Source organism: Streptomyces sp. NPDC055140 (assembly GCF_053607285.1).
In genome coordinates this window covers 140,815-158,115 of sequence record NZ_JBSGTG010000019.1, presented here as the reverse complement: position 1 = coordinate 158,115, position 17,301 = coordinate 140,815, and the positions used below count along the sequence as shown (strand labels likewise).

General features: G+C 69.4%; 17 protein-coding genes. 8 read left to right on the top strand and 9 right to left on the bottom strand.

Annotation, left to right across the window (positions count from 1 at the left end):
- Nucleotides 1-40 precede the first annotated feature (40 nt).
- Complete coding sequence (locus ACWFR4_RS31365; RefSeq protein ID WP_453655566.1) at nt 41-1,204, bottom strand: substrate-binding domain-containing protein; 1,164 nt, start codon at nt 1,202-1,204, stop codon at nt 41-43.
- Between the two features lie 459 nt (nt 1,205-1,663).
- Entirely contained in the window at nt 1,664-3,148 is a 1,485-nt protein-coding gene (locus ACWFR4_RS31360) for a PucR family transcriptional regulator (RefSeq protein ID WP_453655565.1), read from the bottom strand.
- 158 nt (nt 3,149-3,306) lie between these two features.
- On the opposite strand from ACWFR4_RS31360, the gene ACWFR4_RS31355 reads away from it, so the two are divergent.
- From ACWFR4_RS31355 to ACWFR4_RS31330, 6 genes are all read left to right on the top strand, one after another.
- Nucleotides 3,307-4,842 (top strand): purine-cytosine permease family protein, encoded by a 1,536-nt coding sequence (locus ACWFR4_RS31355; protein ID WP_453655564.1) that lies wholly within the window; start codon nt 3,307-3,309, stop codon nt 4,840-4,842.
- Between the two features lie 5 nt (nt 4,843-4,847).
- Nucleotides 4,848-5,492, top strand: coding sequence for a cyclase family protein (locus tag ACWFR4_RS31350; protein ID WP_453655563.1), 645 nt, complete (start codon nt 4,848-4,850; stop codon nt 5,490-5,492).
- Nucleotides 5,493-5,530: 38 nt separating this feature from the next.
- On the top strand, nt 5,531-5,920 hold the full coding sequence (locus tag ACWFR4_RS31345; RefSeq protein ID WP_453655562.1) for a YybH family protein: 390 nt from the start codon (nt 5,531-5,533) through the stop codon (nt 5,918-5,920).
- Nucleotides 5,921-6,042: 122 nt separating this feature from the next.
- Nucleotides 6,043-6,192, top strand: a complete 150-nt coding sequence (locus ACWFR4_RS31340) for a hypothetical protein (protein ID WP_453655561.1) — start codon at nt 6,043-6,045, stop codon at nt 6,190-6,192.
- Nucleotides 6,193-6,240: 48 nt separating this feature from the next.
- Nucleotides 6,241-7,719 (top strand): FGGY-family carbohydrate kinase, encoded by a 1,479-nt coding sequence (locus ACWFR4_RS31335; RefSeq protein ID WP_453469513.1) that lies wholly within the window; start codon nt 6,241-6,243, stop codon nt 7,717-7,719.
- Nucleotides 7,720-7,737: 18 nt separating this feature from the next.
- Nucleotides 7,738-8,628 carry an MBL fold metallo-hydrolase gene (locus tag ACWFR4_RS31330; protein WP_453655560.1) on the top strand — a complete coding sequence of 297 codons (891 nt, stop codon included), beginning with the start codon at nt 7,738-7,740 and terminating at the stop codon, nt 8,626-8,628.
- Between the two features lie 127 nt (nt 8,629-8,755).
- Here the strand turns inward: ACWFR4_RS31330 and ACWFR4_RS31325 are convergent, their stop codons facing one another.
- From ACWFR4_RS31325 to ACWFR4_RS31300, 6 genes are all read right to left on the bottom strand, one after another.
- Nucleotides 8,756-9,205 (bottom strand): spore-associated protein, encoded by a 450-nt coding sequence (locus ACWFR4_RS31325; RefSeq protein ID WP_453655559.1) that lies wholly within the window; start codon nt 9,203-9,205, stop codon nt 8,756-8,758.
- 231 nt (nt 9,206-9,436) lie between these two features.
- Complete coding sequence (locus tag ACWFR4_RS31320; RefSeq protein WP_453655558.1) at nt 9,437-9,727, bottom strand: zf-HC2 domain-containing protein; 291 nt, start codon at nt 9,725-9,727, stop codon at nt 9,437-9,439.
- Nucleotides 9,728-9,977: 250 nt separating this feature from the next.
- Entirely contained in the window at nt 9,978-10,667 is a 690-nt protein-coding gene (locus tag ACWFR4_RS31315; protein ID WP_453655557.1) for a response regulator, read from the bottom strand.
- Nucleotides 10,664-11,914, bottom strand: a complete 1,251-nt coding sequence (locus tag ACWFR4_RS31310) for a sensor histidine kinase (RefSeq protein ID WP_453655556.1) — start codon at nt 11,912-11,914, stop codon at nt 10,664-10,666. Before ACWFR4_RS31310 ends, ACWFR4_RS31315 begins: the two co-directional genes overlap by 4 nt.
- 72 nt (nt 11,915-11,986) lie before the next feature.
- Nucleotides 11,987-12,559, bottom strand: a complete 573-nt coding sequence (locus ACWFR4_RS31305; protein ID WP_453469450.1) for a hypothetical protein — start codon at nt 12,557-12,559, stop codon at nt 11,987-11,989.
- A complete protein-coding gene (locus tag ACWFR4_RS31300) occupies nt 12,556-13,362 on the bottom strand; it encodes a ferritin-like domain-containing protein (RefSeq protein ID WP_453469449.1) in 807 nt (268 codons plus the stop codon). Before ACWFR4_RS31300 ends, ACWFR4_RS31305 begins: the two co-directional genes overlap by 4 nt.
- 483 nt (nt 13,363-13,845) lie before the next feature.
- Between ACWFR4_RS31300 and ACWFR4_RS31295 the strand changes: the two genes are divergently transcribed.
- Complete coding sequence (locus tag ACWFR4_RS31295; protein ID WP_453655555.1) at nt 13,846-15,042, top strand: Rieske 2Fe-2S domain-containing protein; 1,197 nt, start codon at nt 13,846-13,848, stop codon at nt 15,040-15,042.
- Nucleotides 15,043-15,066: 24 nt separating this feature from the next.
- Here the strand turns inward: ACWFR4_RS31295 and ACWFR4_RS31290 are convergent, their stop codons facing one another.
- Nucleotides 15,067-16,377, bottom strand: a complete 1,311-nt coding sequence (locus ACWFR4_RS31290) for an MFS transporter (RefSeq protein ID WP_453655554.1) — start codon at nt 16,375-16,377, stop codon at nt 15,067-15,069.
- Nucleotides 16,378-16,592: 215 nt separating this feature from the next.
- On the opposite strand from ACWFR4_RS31290, the gene ACWFR4_RS31285 reads away from it, so the two are divergent.
- Nucleotides 16,593-17,297 (top strand): FadR/GntR family transcriptional regulator, encoded by a 705-nt coding sequence (locus tag ACWFR4_RS31285; RefSeq protein WP_326708545.1) that lies wholly within the window; start codon nt 16,593-16,595, stop codon nt 17,295-17,297.
- The last annotated feature ends 4 nt before the right edge of the window (nt 17,298-17,301 follow it).

The window sequence follows — 17,301 nt, the reverse complement described above, 5'->3', positions numbered from 1 at the left end:
AATAGATCGATCAGAAGAAAATGAAACGGTCAAACGCTCATTATGAAGCGGAAGTTGTGCCGGAGGTTCCTGTGGCGCCGAATGCCTGTGAATCCGTGGCGTTCGGGGCCTGAGTCGAACCGCGCACCTTCAACGTGGGCAACAGCTCCAGGCGCCGCGCCGGCCCACCCCCGGAGGCCGGTGACTGTCCGCCGAGCCGCCGAAGGAGCAACTCCGCCGCCGCCCGGCCCACCTCGGCCTTCGGTGGCGAGACGGCCGAGAGTGGGGTGCTGCCGAGACCCGCCACCACGTCGTCGTACGCGATCACGGAGCAGTCCTCCGGGACCCGCACCCCGCCGTCGCGCAGCGACTGCACCAGCATGAGCGCGTCCACATCACCGTGCAGCACGGCCGCCGTAGCCCCCAACTCGGTCAACAGCGACGGGAGTTCAATGGGCTTCTCCGTCGTCTCCGCCGCCGGGTCGGGGGCCGCCCCGGGCGAGCTGAGCGCCACCGCCCACTTGTCCACGTCCGGATGGTCCGCGGCGATCTCGACGAACGCCGCCCGCAGGGCACGGGCGGTGGGGCTGTCGTCCCTCGCGGCGAGCACGATGCGCCGGTGGCCAAGCCCGGTGAGGTGTTCGACGGCGAGGTGGATGCCGTACCAGTGATCGGTACAGACCGTGTCGACGGCGTGCAGCGCGCTGCCGCGCCGGGGCCTGCGCTCCATCACGACCGCGGGCACCGGCAGGCGCGCGAGCCAGGCGTAGTCGGCCTCCTCCGTGGCCCGGCTGCGCCAGCGCGGGGCGATGAGCAGTCCGCGGGCGCCGGCCGCCAACGCCTGTTCCACGATGGGCTGTTCGGCTCCTGCGACGGCCGGAGCGATGTGCAGTGCGATGCGGATTCCCGCTTCCTCGAAGGCGGTCCGGGCGCCGTGCAGCGCCTCGTACAGATACGAGTGACGCTCGGGAACGACGACCGCGACCGGACCGCCGTCGGCCGTCGGTTCGACGGGGGCGGCGGCCCGTCCCGTCTCGGGCAGCACCGGGCGGGCGACGCCGTGACCACGGCGCAGCTTGCCCTCCCTGGCCAGTTCTTCGACATCGCGGCGCAGGGTCACCACCGACACGGCGAGCTCCGCGGCGAGATCGCTCACCCGCGTCGCCCCGCGCGACTGCACCACGGCGAGAATCCGCTGCCGCCTGAGATCGACCGGCTCACGCATGCTGATGGCCCCCTCGACACCCACTGTTCGTTTGAGCGCTTCCATGAACGCTTCGGCCGCAGCATAACCAGCAGGTGGCCGGGAAGGTCAGCCCTTGGACGGCTGAGACGTCACCTCCTTCTTGCGAGGATGCCCCCGCGTTCACGCCGGGGAGGAGTCGCGGCGCGGAGTGCTGCCTCCTTTGGTCCGTGGTCGCGGAGCGCCCGCATGACTGCCGGCGGAGCCGGGGGGATACGAACGCGCGTAGCGGTAGTGGCTGGTTGGAGTGGTGATCGCACGATCGGGGTACGGGCGTGCGGCTGTCGTACGTACGGCCTTGTCGCAAGGCATCGGCAAGCTGCGAACTTTCGGTCCGAGGGCCGGGGATGGGGTGAGGGTGTGGCGGGTGTGGACGTTCCGCCTGCGCGTGTGGAGCGAGTGCGTGGCCAAGTCGCAGCAGGTCCACGACTGGCGCGTGGATCAGTCCAGAAGCCCCAGCTGTCCGGCCGCCCGGATCGCCAGCCACACCTCCGCGAAGGACGCCGTGGCGGACAGATCCCGGCCCGTCAGCTCGCTGAAGCGGCGGAGACGGTAGGAGAGCGTGTTGGGGTGGATGTGGAGCGCGGTCGCGGCCTCGTCAGTGCGCCGGTCGCGTTCCATCCACGTACGCACCGACGGGAGCAGCCGGGAGCCGTGGCTGCTGTCGTAGCGCAGCGCGTCGCCCAGCACGTGGTCGACGAGTGCGGTGAGCGCGGCGGGGTCGTCGGGCAGCCAGCGGCCGGTGGCGTCGTCGGCGTAGCGGACGAGGGGGCGACCGGACGCCGCGGCGTGGGATGCGGCCCACAGGGCTTCACGCTGGGCGACCCGCAGCGAGGCGCCGGGCCGGACGGGGCGGCTCATGCCGGCCGTCACCCCCGGGAGGGCGGCGATCGTGTCGCCGAGGCGGGGTGAGCCGAAGAGGTAGCGGTCGTCGCCCCGGTTGAGGAGCAGGCAGGGCTCGTCATGGAGGGCTTCCAGCACGGCCTGCTGCGTCACGCCCCTGACCACCGCAAGGGCGGCCTCGCCCTTGATGGAGTGACGCAGCAGATGACGCTTCGCGACGGCCGGATCGAGCGCGTCCTGCAACAGCTCTGCCAGGATCTCGGTCCCTTCGCGGCGCAACGTCTCGCGTTCGGTGCGGACCATGGCGAGTTGAAGCGCGGCCACGGTGGCGATGTGCTGCACGACGGCGAGGCCCGCCGGGCGCGCGCCGTCGTGGGCCATGGCGATGAGGAACCCGGCGGGTCCGCCGGGTGAGGGTACGGGAAGCGCGAATCCGCCGGGGATCGTCGGCGGGGCGTCCGCCGAGCGGGGCAGCAGGGACGGGTCCGGTGCGGGCACGCCGGGCAGCAGGGGCCGGCCCTGCCGGGTGCACAGGTAGATGGCGTATCCGGAGAGGTTCTCCAGGCGGCTGAAGAGCTCGGCCGTGTCCAGGTTCTCCGAGGTGAGCCAGCGCAAGGCGCCGAAGACCTGGAGCTGGGCGCCGAGCCGGTGGCGGGCGTCGTCCTGGACTGCGGCCGCGACTTCCTGCGCGACCGCGATGAAGGGGACGGCGAGCGGTACTTCCAGGACCGGCATGCCGCGCTCCTCGGCCGCGGCGCGGAACGCCTGGCGCAGCGGAGGCATGTGCAGCTGGGCGGAGACGGCCAGGGCGGCCACCCCGGCGTCGTCGAGCCGTTCCAGGTAGGCCCGCTGGCCGGCGGCCGAGCGGGGCATCGCGAGACCCGTCGTCATGATCATTTCGGCGCCCAGGAGCCAGGGCGTGGGGTCGTCCAGCTCGCTGACATGGGCCCACGACACCGAGCGGGTCAGGCCCGCCGCGCCCGCGACCAGGCGCAACTGCAACGCGGGGTAGGACAGCAGATCCGCGACGGTCACCCGCTGGCGGTCCACCCCGTCGGTGCGGTGTTCTTTGTGCTCAGCCACAAAGTGAGGCTATCTCTTCGTGCCTGCACCGATTGCCGTGGCAATCCCTTGCCGTGCACACTCACCCGACCACCTGCACATGTTTCGCTGTCGCGCGAGAAACTGCCCGCCGCGTCCGCCGACGACCTGATCGACCTGCTCGCTCTCAAGGAGGACGAATGAGTGATTCCCCGGCTCTGACGGAGGTGGAGCAGTACGGCGTCGAACGCATCCCTGACTCGGACCGCTCCGCCAAGCCCCTGGACCTGTTCCGGGTCGCGTTCGGTGGTGCCAACACCTTCGCCACCTGCGTGCTGGGCGCCTTCCCCATCCTGTTCGGCCTCTCGTTCTGGCAGGGCCTCGCGGCGACCGTGCTCGGCCTCGTGGCCGGCGCGCTGATCCTGGCGCCGCTCGCGGTGTTCGGCCCGCGCAACGGCACCAACAACGCCGTGTCGTCCTCGGCCCACCTGGGTGTGCACGGTCGGATCGTCGGCTCGTTCCTCTCGTTGCTCACCGCCGTCGCGTTCTTCTCGATCTCCGTGTGGTCCTCCGGCGACGCCCTGGTCGGCGGCGCGCACCGGCTGATGGGCGTGCCGCAGAACGACGGCGTGTTCGCGCTGGCGTACGGGGTGTTCGCACTGCTCGTGCTGACGGTGTGCGTGTACGGCTTCCGGTTCATGCTGTTCGTGAACAAGATCGCCGTCGTGGCGGCTTCGACGCTGTTCGTCCTCGGCTTCTTCGCCTTCGCCGGGGACTTCGACCCGGGCTACCAGGGGGCGTTCTCGTCCGCCTCGTCCGCCGGGTTCTGGCCCGCCTTCATCGGCTCCGCCCTGATCGTGCTGTCCAACCCGGTCTCGTTCGGCGCCTTCCTCGGGGACTGGGCCCGCTACATCCCGGCACAGGCCTCGAGCCGCCGGGTCGTCACGGCCGCGTTCGCCTCGCAGATCGCGACCATCCTGCCCTTCTTCTTCGGGCTCGCCACCGCCTCGATCATCGCGGAGAAGGCGGCCAAGTACATGGACCCGAGCGCGTCGAACTACGTCGGCGGGCTCCTCGCGATCGCGCCCGGCTGGTACTTCCTGCCCGTGTGTCTGCTCGCGCTGATCGGCGGCATGTCCACCGGCACCACCTCGCTCTACGGCACCGGTCTCGACTTCTCCAGTGTGTTCACGCGGTTCAGCCGTGTGCAGGCGACGCTGTTCGTCGGTGTGCTGTCGATCGGATTCATCTTCGCCGGGCGCTTCGCGGCCAACCTGTCCCAGTCCATCTCGACGTTCGCGACGCTGATCATCACGTGCACCGCCCCCTGGATGGTGATCATGATGCTCGGCTGGCTGACCCGCCGCGGCTGGTACGACCCCGACTCGCTCCAGGTCTTCAACCGGCGCCAAAAGGGCGGCCGTTACTGGTTCACGCACGGCTGGAACTGGCGCGGCATGGGCGCGTGGCTGACCTCCGCGGTCCTCGCCCTGATGTTCGTGAACCTGCCCGGCCAGTTCGTCGGCCCGCTCGGCGACCTGGCCGGCGGCGTGGACCTCTCGCTCCTGGTGGGCCTCGGCGTCGCCGCCTTCCTCTACCTGGCCCTGCTGTGGTTCTTCCCCGAGCCGCGCGAGGTCTACGGGCCCCAGGGGCCGCGCCTGGTCCGCGCCTCGAACACGCCCGTCCCGCCGATCACCGACGACGTCCCCGCGCCCGTCGCCGCGGGAAAGGCGTGACGGCCATGCGCCTCGTGGACCTCTCCGTCGAGCTCGCGACCGGAATGCCGGTCTACCCCGGCGACCCGCGCGTCACCCTCACCCCCGCCCTGAGCGTCGCGGCGGACGGCGTGAACGTCCTGCACCTGGACATGGGGTCCCAGTCCGGTACGCACGTCGACGCGCCGTTCCACATCGACGACTCGCTGCCCACCCTCGACCAGCTCCCGCTGGACCGTTTCGTGGGAGAGGCCGTCGTCGTCGACGCCCGCGGCGCGCAGCCACGTTCACCGCTCGGGCCGGACCTCTTCGAGGGGCGGATCCGGGCCGGGGCGATCGTCCTCGTCGCCACCGGCTGGTCGGCACACTGGGGCACCGACGACTACCTCACCCACCCCTACCTGACCCGTGAGGCGGCCGAACTCCTGGTCGCCGCGGGAGTGCGTACGGTCGGCATCGACGCGCTGAGTGTGGATCCCACGCCCGCAGACGAGTTCCCCGCCCACCAGATCCTGTGCGGGGCACACGCCGTGATCGCCGAGAACCTGACCGGACTCGGCCCCCTGGTCGACGCACAGTCGGCCGGCGAGCCCATCGAGGTCTCGCTGCTGCCGCTGAAACTGCCCGCCGCCGACGGCGCACCCGTACGCGCCGTCGCCCGCATCGGCTGAACCGCCCGCATTCCTGCCGGAAGAAAGGATCACGACCCATGACCGACGAGGTCCTGAAGGCCGCCGACGCCCTGGTGTCCGCGTTCGGCGAAGGCCGTCTCGACGACTACTTCGACGCTTTCACGCCGGACGCGACGTTCGTCTTCCACACCACTTCCGAACGCGTCGCGTCCACCGCCGACTACCGCGCCCTGTGGAACCGCTGGGTCGCCGAGGACGGATTCCGGATCGTGCGCTGCACATCGGCCGACCAGCTGGTGCAGCCCTTCGGCGACACCGCCGTCTTCAGCCACCGGGTCGCGACCACGGTGGCCACCACGGCCGGCGAGGAGACGCTCCACGAACGCGAGACGATCGTGTTCGCCCGCCAGGACTCCGGCCGCTGGCTCGCCGTCCACGAGCATCTCTCACCGGCGCCCGAAGCCTGACCTGCAGCTCCACGACGTCGCCCCGGAACGCCTCAGGTGTACCGGGGCGACGTCGCCGTCGTTCCGGCGCGTTCGCCTGGCCACTGGTCGCCACCGACGGCGCGGACCTGACGGACATTCAGGTGGGCATCGCGGCCTTCGGCACCCAGTACGGCGCGAACTGGAACTACGTCCTGGCTGCCGCCGTGAGCGCGGTGATACCCGTGCTCGCCCTCTTCCTCGTCTTCCGGCGCCAGATGGTCGAGTCCATCAAGACCTCGGGCCTGAAGTGACCCGACCAGCGCAACGATCCGGAACGAACCGAGAAGTACGGTGCTCGCATGCCTCAGTCAGCAGTCATCGGTGTGGACATCGGAACATCCAGCAGCAAGGGCGTCCTGGTCGGCCTCGACGGCACCGTGCTGCACACGGCCGTCCGTGAACACGCCGTCGACCGTCCGGCTCCCGGACACGTCGAGATGCGCGCGGACATCTGGTGGGACGAATTCGTCTCCCTCACCCGCGAGTTGACCTTCGCGAACGACACGGACGTGGTCGCGGTCGGGGTCAGCGGCATGGGTCCCTGCGTGCTGCTCACCGACGAGAACGACACACATGTACGCCCCGCGATCCTGTACGGCGTGGACACCCGCTCCGTCCCCCAGATCGAGCGGCTCGAAAGTGAGCTGGGCGCTGACGAGATCGCGCAGCGCTGCGGCTCGCGGCTGACGACCCAGGCGGCGGGACCCAAGCTGGCGTGGATCGCCGAACGGGAACCGGAGCTTTTCCGCCGCGCCCGCAGGCTCTACATGCCCAGCTCCTGGCTCGTACGCAAACTCACCGGCGCCTACGTCCTCGACCACCACTCGGCCAGCCAGAGCACCCCGCTCTACGACACCGTGGCCCGCGACTGGTACACCCCGTGGACCGACCGGATCGCCCCCGGCATCGAACTCCCCGAACTGCGCTGGTCCGGCGAGGCGGCGGGCACGGTGACCGCCGAGGCCGCACACCTGACCGGTCTGCCGGCAGGCATCCCGGTCACCACCGGGACCATCGACGCCTGGGCCGAGGCGCTGAGCGTCGGCGCGCACGGTATCGGCGACCTCATGCTCATGTACGGCACGACGATGTTCCTCGTCCACACCGTGCCGGGACTGCTGCGCGACCCCTCGCTGTGGAGCACCGTCGGAGCCCTCCCCGACACCCGCAACCTCGCCGGCGGAATGGCAACATCCGGCGCCGTCACCAGCTGGCTTCGCGACCTGTTCGGCAGCGACGACTACCAGCAACTACTGTGCCTGGCCGAGGAGTCGGGCCCCGGGGCGGGCGGCCTGCTGATGCTTCCTTACTTCGCCGGGGAACGCACCCCGATCGCCGACCCACGGGCGCGCGGTGTCATCGCGGGCCTCACGCTCTCCCACACACGCGGAGACCTGTACCGAGCAGCCCTCGAAGGCACGGCGTACGGAGTGCGGCACAACATCGAGGCCATCGAAGCGGCCGGCGGTGACATCCGCCGCGTCGTCGCCGTCGGCGGCGGAGTCCAGGGACGCCTGTGGACCCAGATCGTCTCGGACGTCACCGGCCGGGCCCAAGAGGTACGCACGACCTCAATCGGGGCCTCCTACGGAGGGGCACTCCTCGCCGCCCAACTCGTGGGCGACGCCCGCATCGACACCTGGAACCCGGTCCAGGAAGTGATCACCCCGCGTCCGGAGATGACGTCCCGATACGACGAGCTTTACGCCCTGTACCGCGAGCTCTATCCGGCGTCTTCCCATGTCGTCCACGCACTGTCCGACTTCCAGTCCCGCTGAACTCCAGGGAGTTTGAAAATGCTTACCACGGGATACACGGCGGCAGAATACGGCGACGTCAGCGTGCTCGTAGGCGCCCGACAGGGTGCCTACCCGTACGGCAACACGCTGCTTGTGCGGGGCACGGCCGAATCGCTCGTCGTCGACCCGTCGTTGTCGCTCCTCGAGGGCGCGCCGCCCGCGGACCTGGTCCTCGTGAGCCATGCGCACGAGGACCACATCGCCGGTCTCGGCAGTTACGAGGTGCCGGTCCACACCCATGAAGGCGACCTCGACGCGCTGCGGTCCCGAGATGCTCTGGTCGCCGGGATCGGCCTGCCGCCCGACGAGGTCGACGCCGTCGACAAGATGATGCGGGACGAATTCCATGTGCAGGGTCGACCGGACGCTGTGGGGTTCGAGGACGGCGCCGTCTTCGACCTCGGCGGCCGCACCGTGACCGTCGTGCACCTGCCCGGTCACACCGCGGGCCACAGCGGTTTCCTGATCGAGCCGGACGGCTTCCTGTTCGTGGGGGACATCGACCTGACGTCGTTCGGTCCCTACTACGGGGACGTCGGCAGCAGTCTCGTGGACTTCGAGGCGTCGATGCGTCGGTGTCGGGAGATCGACGCGCGCTGGTACGGCACGTCGCACCAGAAGGGTGTGATCGAGGGCGCCGAGGAATTCCGGCACCGGCTCGATGACTACGCCGGTGTGGTGGCCAGGCGCGAGGCGACGCTGCTCGCGTTTCTCGGTGAGCCGCGGACCGTCGAGGAGATCGTCGAGCACAGGCTCGTCTACCGGCCCCACGTCGAAGGGCCGCATGTGAAGCAGGTGGAGCGGAGGACGGCGGTGCAGCACCTGGACGTGCTGCTGAGCAGAGGGCTGGTCGCCGAGGTGGATCAGGGACGGTTCCGCGTGACGTAGTCCCGTTGCGGCCGGCTGCAACAGATCCGAGTGCGTCGGTACGTGGAACGGAGACCGGCCAACGCCGGGTGCAGCGCACCCCCGTTGGCCGGTCGGTGGTTGGCCGGTCGACTGTGCCCTGCGCGGATCAGCGGGTCGTGGTGACCCGGTGCTCCCTGAGCGCGGCACAGTTGGACCCGGTCACCTGGACGTACACGTTGCTGATGTTGCCGCCCCAGTCGACGCAGTGGGCCTTGCCGTAGACGTAGGTGGGTCCCGCGTACGACGTGTACTGCCCGTAGTCCTGGTCTCCCTGGTCGGTGTCGGAGACGTAGATCCAGGCGGACATGTCCAGCCGGGTGCCGGGGTTGTTGCGGATCGTCGCGACGCAGTTCTTGCCGTTCGAGGAGTTGTACGTGAGGTAGACCGTGCCCAGTGAGCCGATGGGCGCCGAGTTGACGGTCTTGTAGCTGCTCCCGCACACCTTCTGCGGTGTGGTGTTGGGTGCGGCGGAGGCGGGTCCCGCCAGCGCGGTCGTGCCCCCGATCGCCAGGGCTGCCAGGGCGGCACCGGTCAGGACAGGTCGGCTGAATCGCATATTTCCCCCTTGTGATCTTTGCGAGTTTGCTGCTCTTACATCATGTGACTCGCAACACATCCGGATGGTTGTGCCGCTCCGCGGGAGAATGGCCGGGCCCGGCGCCGGGGGATCAACGCCCTTGTGTGGATGACCTGTTGGCGACGCCGCGTCCCCTGGACGGGGACGCGGCGACGGTGCGAGAGGAGAGCGTCTGCCGGGGGAGGGGTGACGTCGTCCGTGGACGGCTGTTCAGCCCGTTGCCGCCAGTACCTTGCAGTTCGCCCAGTGTGCGAGCGTGAGGTGCCGTGGCTGGGCCGGGCGGCGCCGACCGAGCTTGCGGCGCTGGGGCTCGTCGGCCAGCGCCTTCCGCAGCGGAATCAGGTGAGCCGCCACGGCCGCGAGGCAGTAGTGCTCGTCCTGGCAGGTGGAACAGGTCGCCAGGTGGGCGGTGACGGCACGCGCCTCTTCCTCGGCGAGTGCGTCGAGCGTGTAGTCGGCCAGTCGGTCACGGATGATGTGGCATTCCAGGGTGCTGAACATGTCGACTCCTCTCCTTGCCGCCGCACAAGCGCGGAAACGCAGCTACGGCACCATGAGGCGGGCAGGTGCGGAGGGCCGGTCGTGCCGCGGGGCACTGGGGCTCAAGGACCTGCTTCCGTTCATGCATTCAATGTGGCCGACGCGGGGGTGGTTGCGCGTCGTCCCCCTGGAGCGAATCGCGTCTACTGCATCCGTGGTATCCGGCCCCTGTGCCTACGGCCGACGGTGTCCTGCCTGCCCCATGCGGCCCTCAGGCTTGTGGGCCGGCTGGTTCCACCACCGGGCTGACCAGGCCGCACTGGTAGGCCATGACCACGAGCTGGGCCCGGTCGCGCGCCGCCAGCTTGGTCATGGCCCGGTTGACGTGCGTCTTGGCGGTCAGCGGGCTTACGAACAAACGTTCGGCAATTTCTTCGTTCGATAGACCCAGCGCCACCAGGCACATCACATCGCGCTCCCGCGGTGTCAGGTACTCCAGGCGCTCCTGCACGACGGCCGGGTACAGCTCGGGCTGAGCGAGAAAGCGGGAGATCAGCGCGCGGGTCGCCACGGGGGAGAGCAGCGCCTCACCGGCGGCCACCGTGCGGACGGCTTCGAGCAGGACCTCCGGCCGGACACCCTTGCCGAGAAAGCCGCTCGCTCCCGCCCGCAGCGCCTCGGCGACGTGCTCGTCGTCCTCGAAGGTGGTGAGGATCAGGACTTTCACCCCGGCGAGGTCCTCGGACTCGCTGATCAGGCGCGTTGCGTCGAGGCCGTCCATCTCGGGCATCCGGATGTCCATCAGGACAACGTCGGGATGCAGCGACTCGGCGAGGTCCACGGCCTCCCTGCCGTTGGCGGCCTCACCCACGGTCTCCATGTCGTCCGCGGAATCGAACAGCATCTTGAAGGTGCCCCGTAGCAGAGCCTGGTCATCGGCGAGAAGAACACGGATCGTCACGCTCGTCCTTCCTCGGTGGTGCCCTTCGTAGCCGGCTCATCGGCATCCGCCGATGTCGAGTCCTCTGCGGTGCCGGACAGTAGCGGCAGCTCGGCAGTCACGGTGAAACCGCCTTCCGCGCGCGGTCCCGCTTGCACCCTGCCTCCGACTGTGCCGGCCCGTTCGCGCATCCCGATCAGCCCGTGGCCGCTTCCCGGGTCGGAGCGGGTGGGCTGCGACGGGCCGTCGTCCTCCACGGTGATCATCAGCCAGTTCGGGCGGTAGGACAGATCCAGTCGTGCCTGGTCCGCACCTGAGTGCTTGCGCACATTGGTCAGGGCCTCCTGGATGATGCGGTACGCCGCCAGGTCGGCCGCCGGTGCCAGCGGCTTGGGGTCGCCGCTCAGCGTCTGTTTGACAGCAAGCCCAGCACGTTCGAAGGACGCCAGAAGGTCAGGTACCTGACTCGTGCCCGGCGTCGGATCGCGCGGGGCGGCTGTCTCGTCCGGCTGCCGCAGCAGGCTCACGGTCACCCGCAGCTCGTCCAGCGCGGACTGGCTCACGTCGCGGATGCCCTCCAGCGCGGTGAGTACGTGTTCGGGCCGCTGCTCCACAAGATGGACGGCGACGCCCGCCTGGGCGTTGATCAGGGCGATGTGGTGGGTCACGACGTCGTGCAACTCACGTGCGATCCGCATCCGTTCGGCCGCCACCCGCTGACGGGCTTCCTGCTCACGGGTGCGTTCCGCGTGCTCCGCCCGTTCTTCCACGGCCACCACATAGGCTCTGCGGGATCGCACGCCGTCCCCGACCGCCGCCGGCAGAGCCGTCCATGCCAGCATCGCCGCGTTGTCCGGGGAAAGCCAGGTCCGTGGGTCGGTCGCCAAGGCCGCTGCCACCAGCACGGACGCCGTCACGCCCGCTGTCGTCCAGGTGGTACGCCGGTCGGTGCACGCGGCGACGGTGTAGATGGACAGGATGACCGAGCTGGTCCCCAGCGGACCTTCCCGGAACCCGAGCGCCTGAAGGATCATTGCGCAGCCGATGGCCACGACGAGTACGCCGAAGGGGTGGCGGCGCCGCCACACCAGCGCGAAGCAGCTGGTCCCGACGAGCACCACGGCCTGCCATCGGATGGAGATCCGGTGCTCCTGATGAACGATCGAGACCGCCACCATCGACAGCAGAAAGACCAAGGCCGCCAACAAGACGTCCACGACGCGAGTCCGAGCCTGCGCTCCCGGACGTTTAACGGTCATCACTGCCATGTCACCAACCTAGGGCTGGTGACCGGACGAGGCATCGCGAGCGCAGGCGTCGTAACCGCGGACACGTCCTGCTCAGTCGTCCTCGGCCAGTTGGAAGGCGGGTGCCAGGACCGTCTTCGCGCCGGGGGCGCTCGGAATCCGCATCAGCGCACGCGCCTGCTTGCCGAGGACTTCCATCTGCCGCTGGGCCCGGCGGAGTTCTTGGGGGTGGCCGTCGAACACGCGGTTGAGTGTCCTGAGCATGTCGGTGTACACGCGGTCGCACCGTTCGGACGCTTCGCGCGCTGCCGAGCCCTCCTCCAGCTGCTGGGTGTCGGGATTCTCGACCAGGCGGTACACCTCGCGCGGATCGAACGGGATTTCCGGCCCGTCGAACGACCAGTAGCCGTGCGTCTTGACCAACCGGCGCCCTTGCACGATCTCCCAGAACCGGTAGTAGTGCGCCAGCTCATCCGCGCCTGCCTCGGCAGGGACGGCCGGCGGTGGCCCCTCGGCCGCCGATGGTTCGGCAACGGCGGCCGATGCGGAGGACGACACCCCTGCGCCGGTGGCGAGCACCCCCGACACGGCGACAGTGGCAGCCAGTTGCAGAGCGGTACGTCGGTCGGGCCCGCCGACGGCCCCGTCCTGTTCGGTGCCGGTCATGACGCCCTTCCCGGGAGCGGGCCTACGGTCGGGTCCTGGGCGTGGCCCTCGCCCTGGTCGATGATCTCCAGGATGGCCCAGAGCGCTGTCTGCAGGTTGGTCACCCGGTACAGCCGTCCGGGAGCGTGCGGCCAGCTGACCTGCCTGCGTGGATCGCCGCTGAACAGATTCTTCTCACGCCCGTCGAGGTCGGTCAGCACCTGTGCGATGTGCTGGTAGAACCCGCCGATGGTGGTCTCGTCGTAATCGGCCAGGGCAAAGAACTTTCTAGGGGCGTCGAGGGCCTCTTCGGTGAGGTTCTGGATGTTCCCGGCCGCGTCCAGCTGAGGGTTGTAGCCGGAAATGGACTGGAGTTCTCTTTGGCCGGCCGGGGCGAGGGGGGCCTCGGGCAGCTCGATGCCCATGAAGACCTGGCGTACCCGTTCGATCGAGCAGGCGCCGAGCGAGACCTCCAGGTCGGGCATCACCCCGCCGGGCAGCCGCCCCGGGTAGGCGGGAACCAGGTCCGGGTCGTCGAATCTGGGGGTGGCACCGACCGCGTTCATGATGTTTCCGATGAGCGCCAGGTGCAGCATCTCCTCCATGACGACGCTGCGGATGATGCCGCCGACCTCTCGGTTCTTACCGCCCTTGAGGGAGTACATCGCCGTGAGATAAGGGGGAATGGTGGCGTGTTCGATGGCGAGGGCTGTTCGGAGGAGCGAGTGCAGCTCTGCCCGGTCGGTCGCCCTTGTGGTAGCCCCGGCGAAGGCGTGATCCCCGGCCTCGGGCGTTCTGGTGGGAATGGAAACTGTCTCGTTCATACGTCCCTTTTGATCGCGTCGCTCTGACGCTGCACGATCGCACGATGTCAACGCGCCGACGGGGAATGCCGGTGCTCAGTACCGCGCCCAGGGGAGCGCCGGACAGGCAAATGGAGTAACGCGGAAGCCGTCTCCGGGCTTACGGACGCGACCGCCTCGCGGGTGGTCGCACCCCAGCGCGTCCGGGCCCGCCGGTCGCACCCGAATGGACACGCGATTCGTGCGGTCGCACGGCACCGCAGTTGCCGTTTGAGCAGCCTGCTACCACCGTGGAAGTGGAGTCCTGCTGCGGCAGACGGAGCGCCCTCGGCCTCCACTGCGTCGGACCGAATCGATGCCGCCGGCGGCTTGCCCGCTGATCGGCAGCCATCGGGAACGAAAGGCACGGCCCAGGACAGGCCGGCCGCGCGACGTGCGTACACCTCCGGGAGCCTGGTGCTCTCCCCGCCGTGTTCTCCCGGCTCCAGCGCAAGGGAGCAGTACATGACCGAGGCCCTTCCCAGAACGGACGGGTACAGCGCCGACGGACCGGCGGGTTTCCCGCCGCGTCCGGTGGACGAACGTGGCGAGGCCGTCGCCGACCTGCGGCGCATCGGGATAGACCCGGATTACTGGTATCCCGTGGCCGTGTCACGTGCTGTGCGCAAGGAACGTACCTTCGCCGCAGTCTTCGCCGGCGAACGGATCGTGCTCTACCGCGGCCGGAGCGGGAGCGTCCACGCCCTGGAGGACCGGTGCGCGCACCGTCAGGTGCCGCTGAGCCTCGGCGTCGTGGAGGGGGACGCCCTGCGTTGCTGCTACCACGCCTGGGCCTACCGCGGAGACGGCCGCATCTCGCAGATCCCGTACCTGCCCAAGGGGTGCGAGCGGCCGCCGCGCGGCGTGCGGTCGTATCCGGTCCGCGAGGCGTTCGGCCTGGTTTTCGTCTTTCCCGGAGACCCCGAGAAGGCCGAGTCGGCGCCGTTCCCGGTGCTGCCGGAGTTCGGCGCGGCCACGCACCGGACCATGACCTTCTCCCGCACCGTGAACTGCCACTACTCGTTCATGCACGAGAACCTGCTGGACATGAACCACCAGTTCCTGCACCGCAGCGTGCTGGGCAGAATTCAGCCCAAGCTGCTGGGGTACGAGACCGGCCCGCAGTTCGTCGAGGCCCGCTACCTCTTCGTCCCCGCCGGGGGCAAGAAGGACCGCGGCGCCGGTCTGCTGTCGGCCGAGGGGCTCGGTGGACAGCAGACACCCGACGAGATCACCATCCGCACCCAGTACCCGTACCAGACCCTGCAAGCCGTCCCCGACGGCGCCGAACTCCCGTCGTTCTCCCTCTGGGCGGCCTACGTGCCGGAGGACGCCGAGCAGCGCGTCAACCACGCCTACGGCCTGCTGATGATCGCGAAGCCGCCTGTCCCGGGGGTGCTCCAGCTCGCCTGGCCGCTCATCCGCCGCTTCACTGAACGGGTGTTCGCCCAGGACCGCATGGCGGTCGAGGCCGAGCAGCGGGCCTGGGACGAACAGGGCGAGGACCGGAACCATGAAGTGTTCCCGCTGATCCTGGACGTGCGGCACATGCTGCGGACGAACGGCGTGCCGCTCGACCCCGAGACCGTCGGCGACGGCGGGCAGCAGGGTGCCAGGCTGGATGCCGACGGTCGCGAGAAGGACCCCCGGCAAACGAACTGACCATCGCCGGCCGGGAGTTGGTGGTCAGCTGGGAAGGGCCGTGCCACGGGTCTCCGGGGCGAGGCGTACCAGCAGCATGCCGATGACGAAGACGGCCGCGGTCAGAGTGAGGGGGAGGGTGAGGGAGCCGGTGGCGTGGATGCCGTAGCCGATGAGGAAGGTGCCGCCCGCTGCGACCCAGCGGGAGAAGGTCGTGGTGAAGGCGAAGGCGGTCGCCCTCATGCGCGTCGGGTACTGCTCCGGCAGCCAGATGGTGAAGACCGCGAAACTCGCGCCGCCCAGGCCGAGTACCGGCAGGAAGGCGAAGAGCAGGGCGATCGAGTGGTGGGGGTAGGCCCAGCCGTAGGAACCGACGATTCCGACGATCATCAACGCGAAGAGTGAGGCGAGCGCCCCGCGCCGCCCCATGCGAGCCGCGAGGCGGGGCACCGCGAAGCAGCCCAGGATCGTGAAGGCGGCCACTGTCATGGACGAGAGGCTGGCCAGGCGCACCGTGGCGGCGTGGCTGTAACCGGCCTCCTGCGAAAGGGCGGTGATGGCTGTGGGGACGTAGGTCGAGCCCGCCCACAGGCCGATGACACAGACCACCAGGAGCAGCAGATTGCCCACGGTGCGGGCGCGGTAGGGCGGGGAGAGAACCTCGACGACGGGCTGCCAGAAGGACCGCTCCTGTCGGCCGGAGGTCTCCTCCTGCCAGCGCTCCGGCTCGGGGGTGGTGCGCCGGATGAGGAAGACGGCCAGTGCCGGGAGGCCGCCCACGAAGAACATGCCCCGCCAGCCGAGTTCAGGTCCGGCGAGCAGATAGACGACGGAGATGGCGAGGACGCCGAAGTAGGCGGCGGAGTGCATCAGACCGCCGAATCGCGCCCGTACCCGCTCCGGGATCACTTCGGAGAGGAGGGTGCCGGCCATGGCCCATTCGCCGCCGACACCGACGGCCGCCAGGAAGCGGAACGTATTCCATTCCCACAGGTGGGTGGCGGTGCCTGCCAGGGCGGTGAAGACCCCGTACATGAGGATGGAGGCCATCATCGCCGGCTTGCGGCCGAAGCGGTCGGCGATGGGCCCCCAGATGAAGGCACATCCCCAGCCGAGCAGGAACACGGCGGCGCTGACCTGCCCGTGCCAGCCGATGTTGTCGGGCGTGACGGGAATGTTGCTCGCTGGGAGCAGTGCGGTCAGGGCGGGGGCCAGTACGAGACCGGGGATGGTCCAGCTGAAGCCGTCCATGGCCCAACCGCCGAACGAGCCCCAGAAGGCGTGCCGTTGGGGACCGGTCAGCCGTGTAGGGGTGGGGGTTCCGGTGGTTGCGGTGGACTGCTCGTTGATCGTCACGGGTACCTCGATTCGGCTCAGGAGGTGACGACATGGGGGGATGTCGACGGAGGGGACGGGGGTATCGATCGAGGCCGTGCGGCGGCGTGCCTCTCAGAAGTCAAAATTGGATGGACCACTGGGCCTCTAGGCCTGCGCTAGAGTGTCGGCAGGGTCTGATCTGCTGTCAAGGGCCGGCGACAGCAAGAATGTTGGGAGAAGGGACGGGTAGTCCGTTGTCCGAGTCACTGCGTCCGGTTCCCCGGCCTCGTCTGTACGAGCAAGTCGTCGAGCGGCTCCGTGAATACGTGCAGGCGGAAAGCCTCCAGGCGGGCGACAGGCTGCCCCCTGAACGCGACCTCGCCGAACGCCTCGCGGTGAGCCGGACCTCGGTGCGGCAGGCCATCGTGGCCCTGGAAGTGCAGGGCCTCGTCGAAGTGCGCCACGGTGGCGGCACCTTCCTGCTCCGCGACCGCCTCGACGCCGAACCGCTTCAAGCCATGGTGGAACGACGCCGTCGACTCCCCGATGTCCTGGACGCCCGGGACGCCCTGGAGACCAAACTCGCAGCACTCGCAGCCGAACGCCGCACGGACGAGGACCTGAACGAGATCGACGCCGCACTCGAGGCCATGGCCGGCGCCGTCCGGCGCGGGGAGCTGTGCGTCGCCGAGGACCAGCGCTTCCACGCCGCCGTCACCGCAGCGGCGCACAGCCCGCTTCTCGCCGAGTTCATGGCGGAGATCGCCGAGCCGATCGCGGAGAGCCGCAACGAGTCGCTGCGCCAGCCCGACCGCCCCGCCCAGTCCCTGCAACAGCACCAACTCGTCGCCGACGCCGTGCGGGCCGGTTCCCCCGAAGACGCGGCCCTGGCCATGCACGCCCACGTCGACAGCGTCGGCAAGGTCAAACTTCTCCACTGGCGACCTGAGGAGGAGTGACCGC

Bases quoted from the DNA above. Each gene is read 5' to 3' on its own strand.
- ACWFR4_RS31365 (WP_453655566.1), bottom strand. From the start codon at position 1,204: ATGCGTGAGCCGGTCGATCTCAGGCGGCAGCGGATTCTCGCCGTGGTG.
- ACWFR4_RS31355 (WP_453655564.1), top strand. From the start codon at position 3,307: ATGAGTGATTCCCCGGCTCTGACGGAGGTGGAGCAGTACGGCGTCGAA.
- ACWFR4_RS31350 (WP_453655563.1), top strand. From the start codon at position 4,848: ATGCGCCTCGTGGACCTCTCCGTCGAGCTCGCGACCGGAATGCCGGTC.
- ACWFR4_RS31345 (WP_453655562.1), top strand. From the start codon at position 5,531: ATGACCGACGAGGTCCTGAAGGCCGCCGACGCCCTGGTGTCCGCGTTC.
- ACWFR4_RS31335 (WP_453469513.1), top strand. From the start codon at position 6,241: ATGCCTCAGTCAGCAGTCATCGGTGTGGACATCGGAACATCCAGCAGC.
- ACWFR4_RS31330 (WP_453655560.1), top strand. From the start codon at position 7,738: ATGCTTACCACGGGATACACGGCGGCAGAATACGGCGACGTCAGCGTG.
- ACWFR4_RS31325 (WP_453655559.1), bottom strand. From the start codon at position 9,205: ATGCGATTCAGCCGACCTGTCCTGACCGGTGCCGCCCTGGCAGCCCTG.
- ACWFR4_RS31320 (WP_453655558.1), bottom strand. From the start codon at position 9,727: ATGTTCAGCACCCTGGAATGCCACATCATCCGTGACCGACTGGCCGAC.
- ACWFR4_RS31310 (WP_453655556.1), bottom strand. From the start codon at position 11,914: ATGGCAGTGATGACCGTTAAACGTCCGGGAGCGCAGGCTCGGACTCGC.
- ACWFR4_RS31305 (WP_453469450.1), bottom strand. From the start codon at position 12,559: ATGACCGGCACCGAACAGGACGGGGCCGTCGGCGGGCCCGACCGACGT.
- ACWFR4_RS31300 (WP_453469449.1), bottom strand. From the start codon at position 13,362: ATGAACGAGACAGTTTCCATTCCCACCAGAACGCCCGAGGCCGGGGAT.
- ACWFR4_RS31295 (WP_453655555.1), top strand. From the start codon at position 13,846: ATGACCGAGGCCCTTCCCAGAACGGACGGGTACAGCGCCGACGGACCG.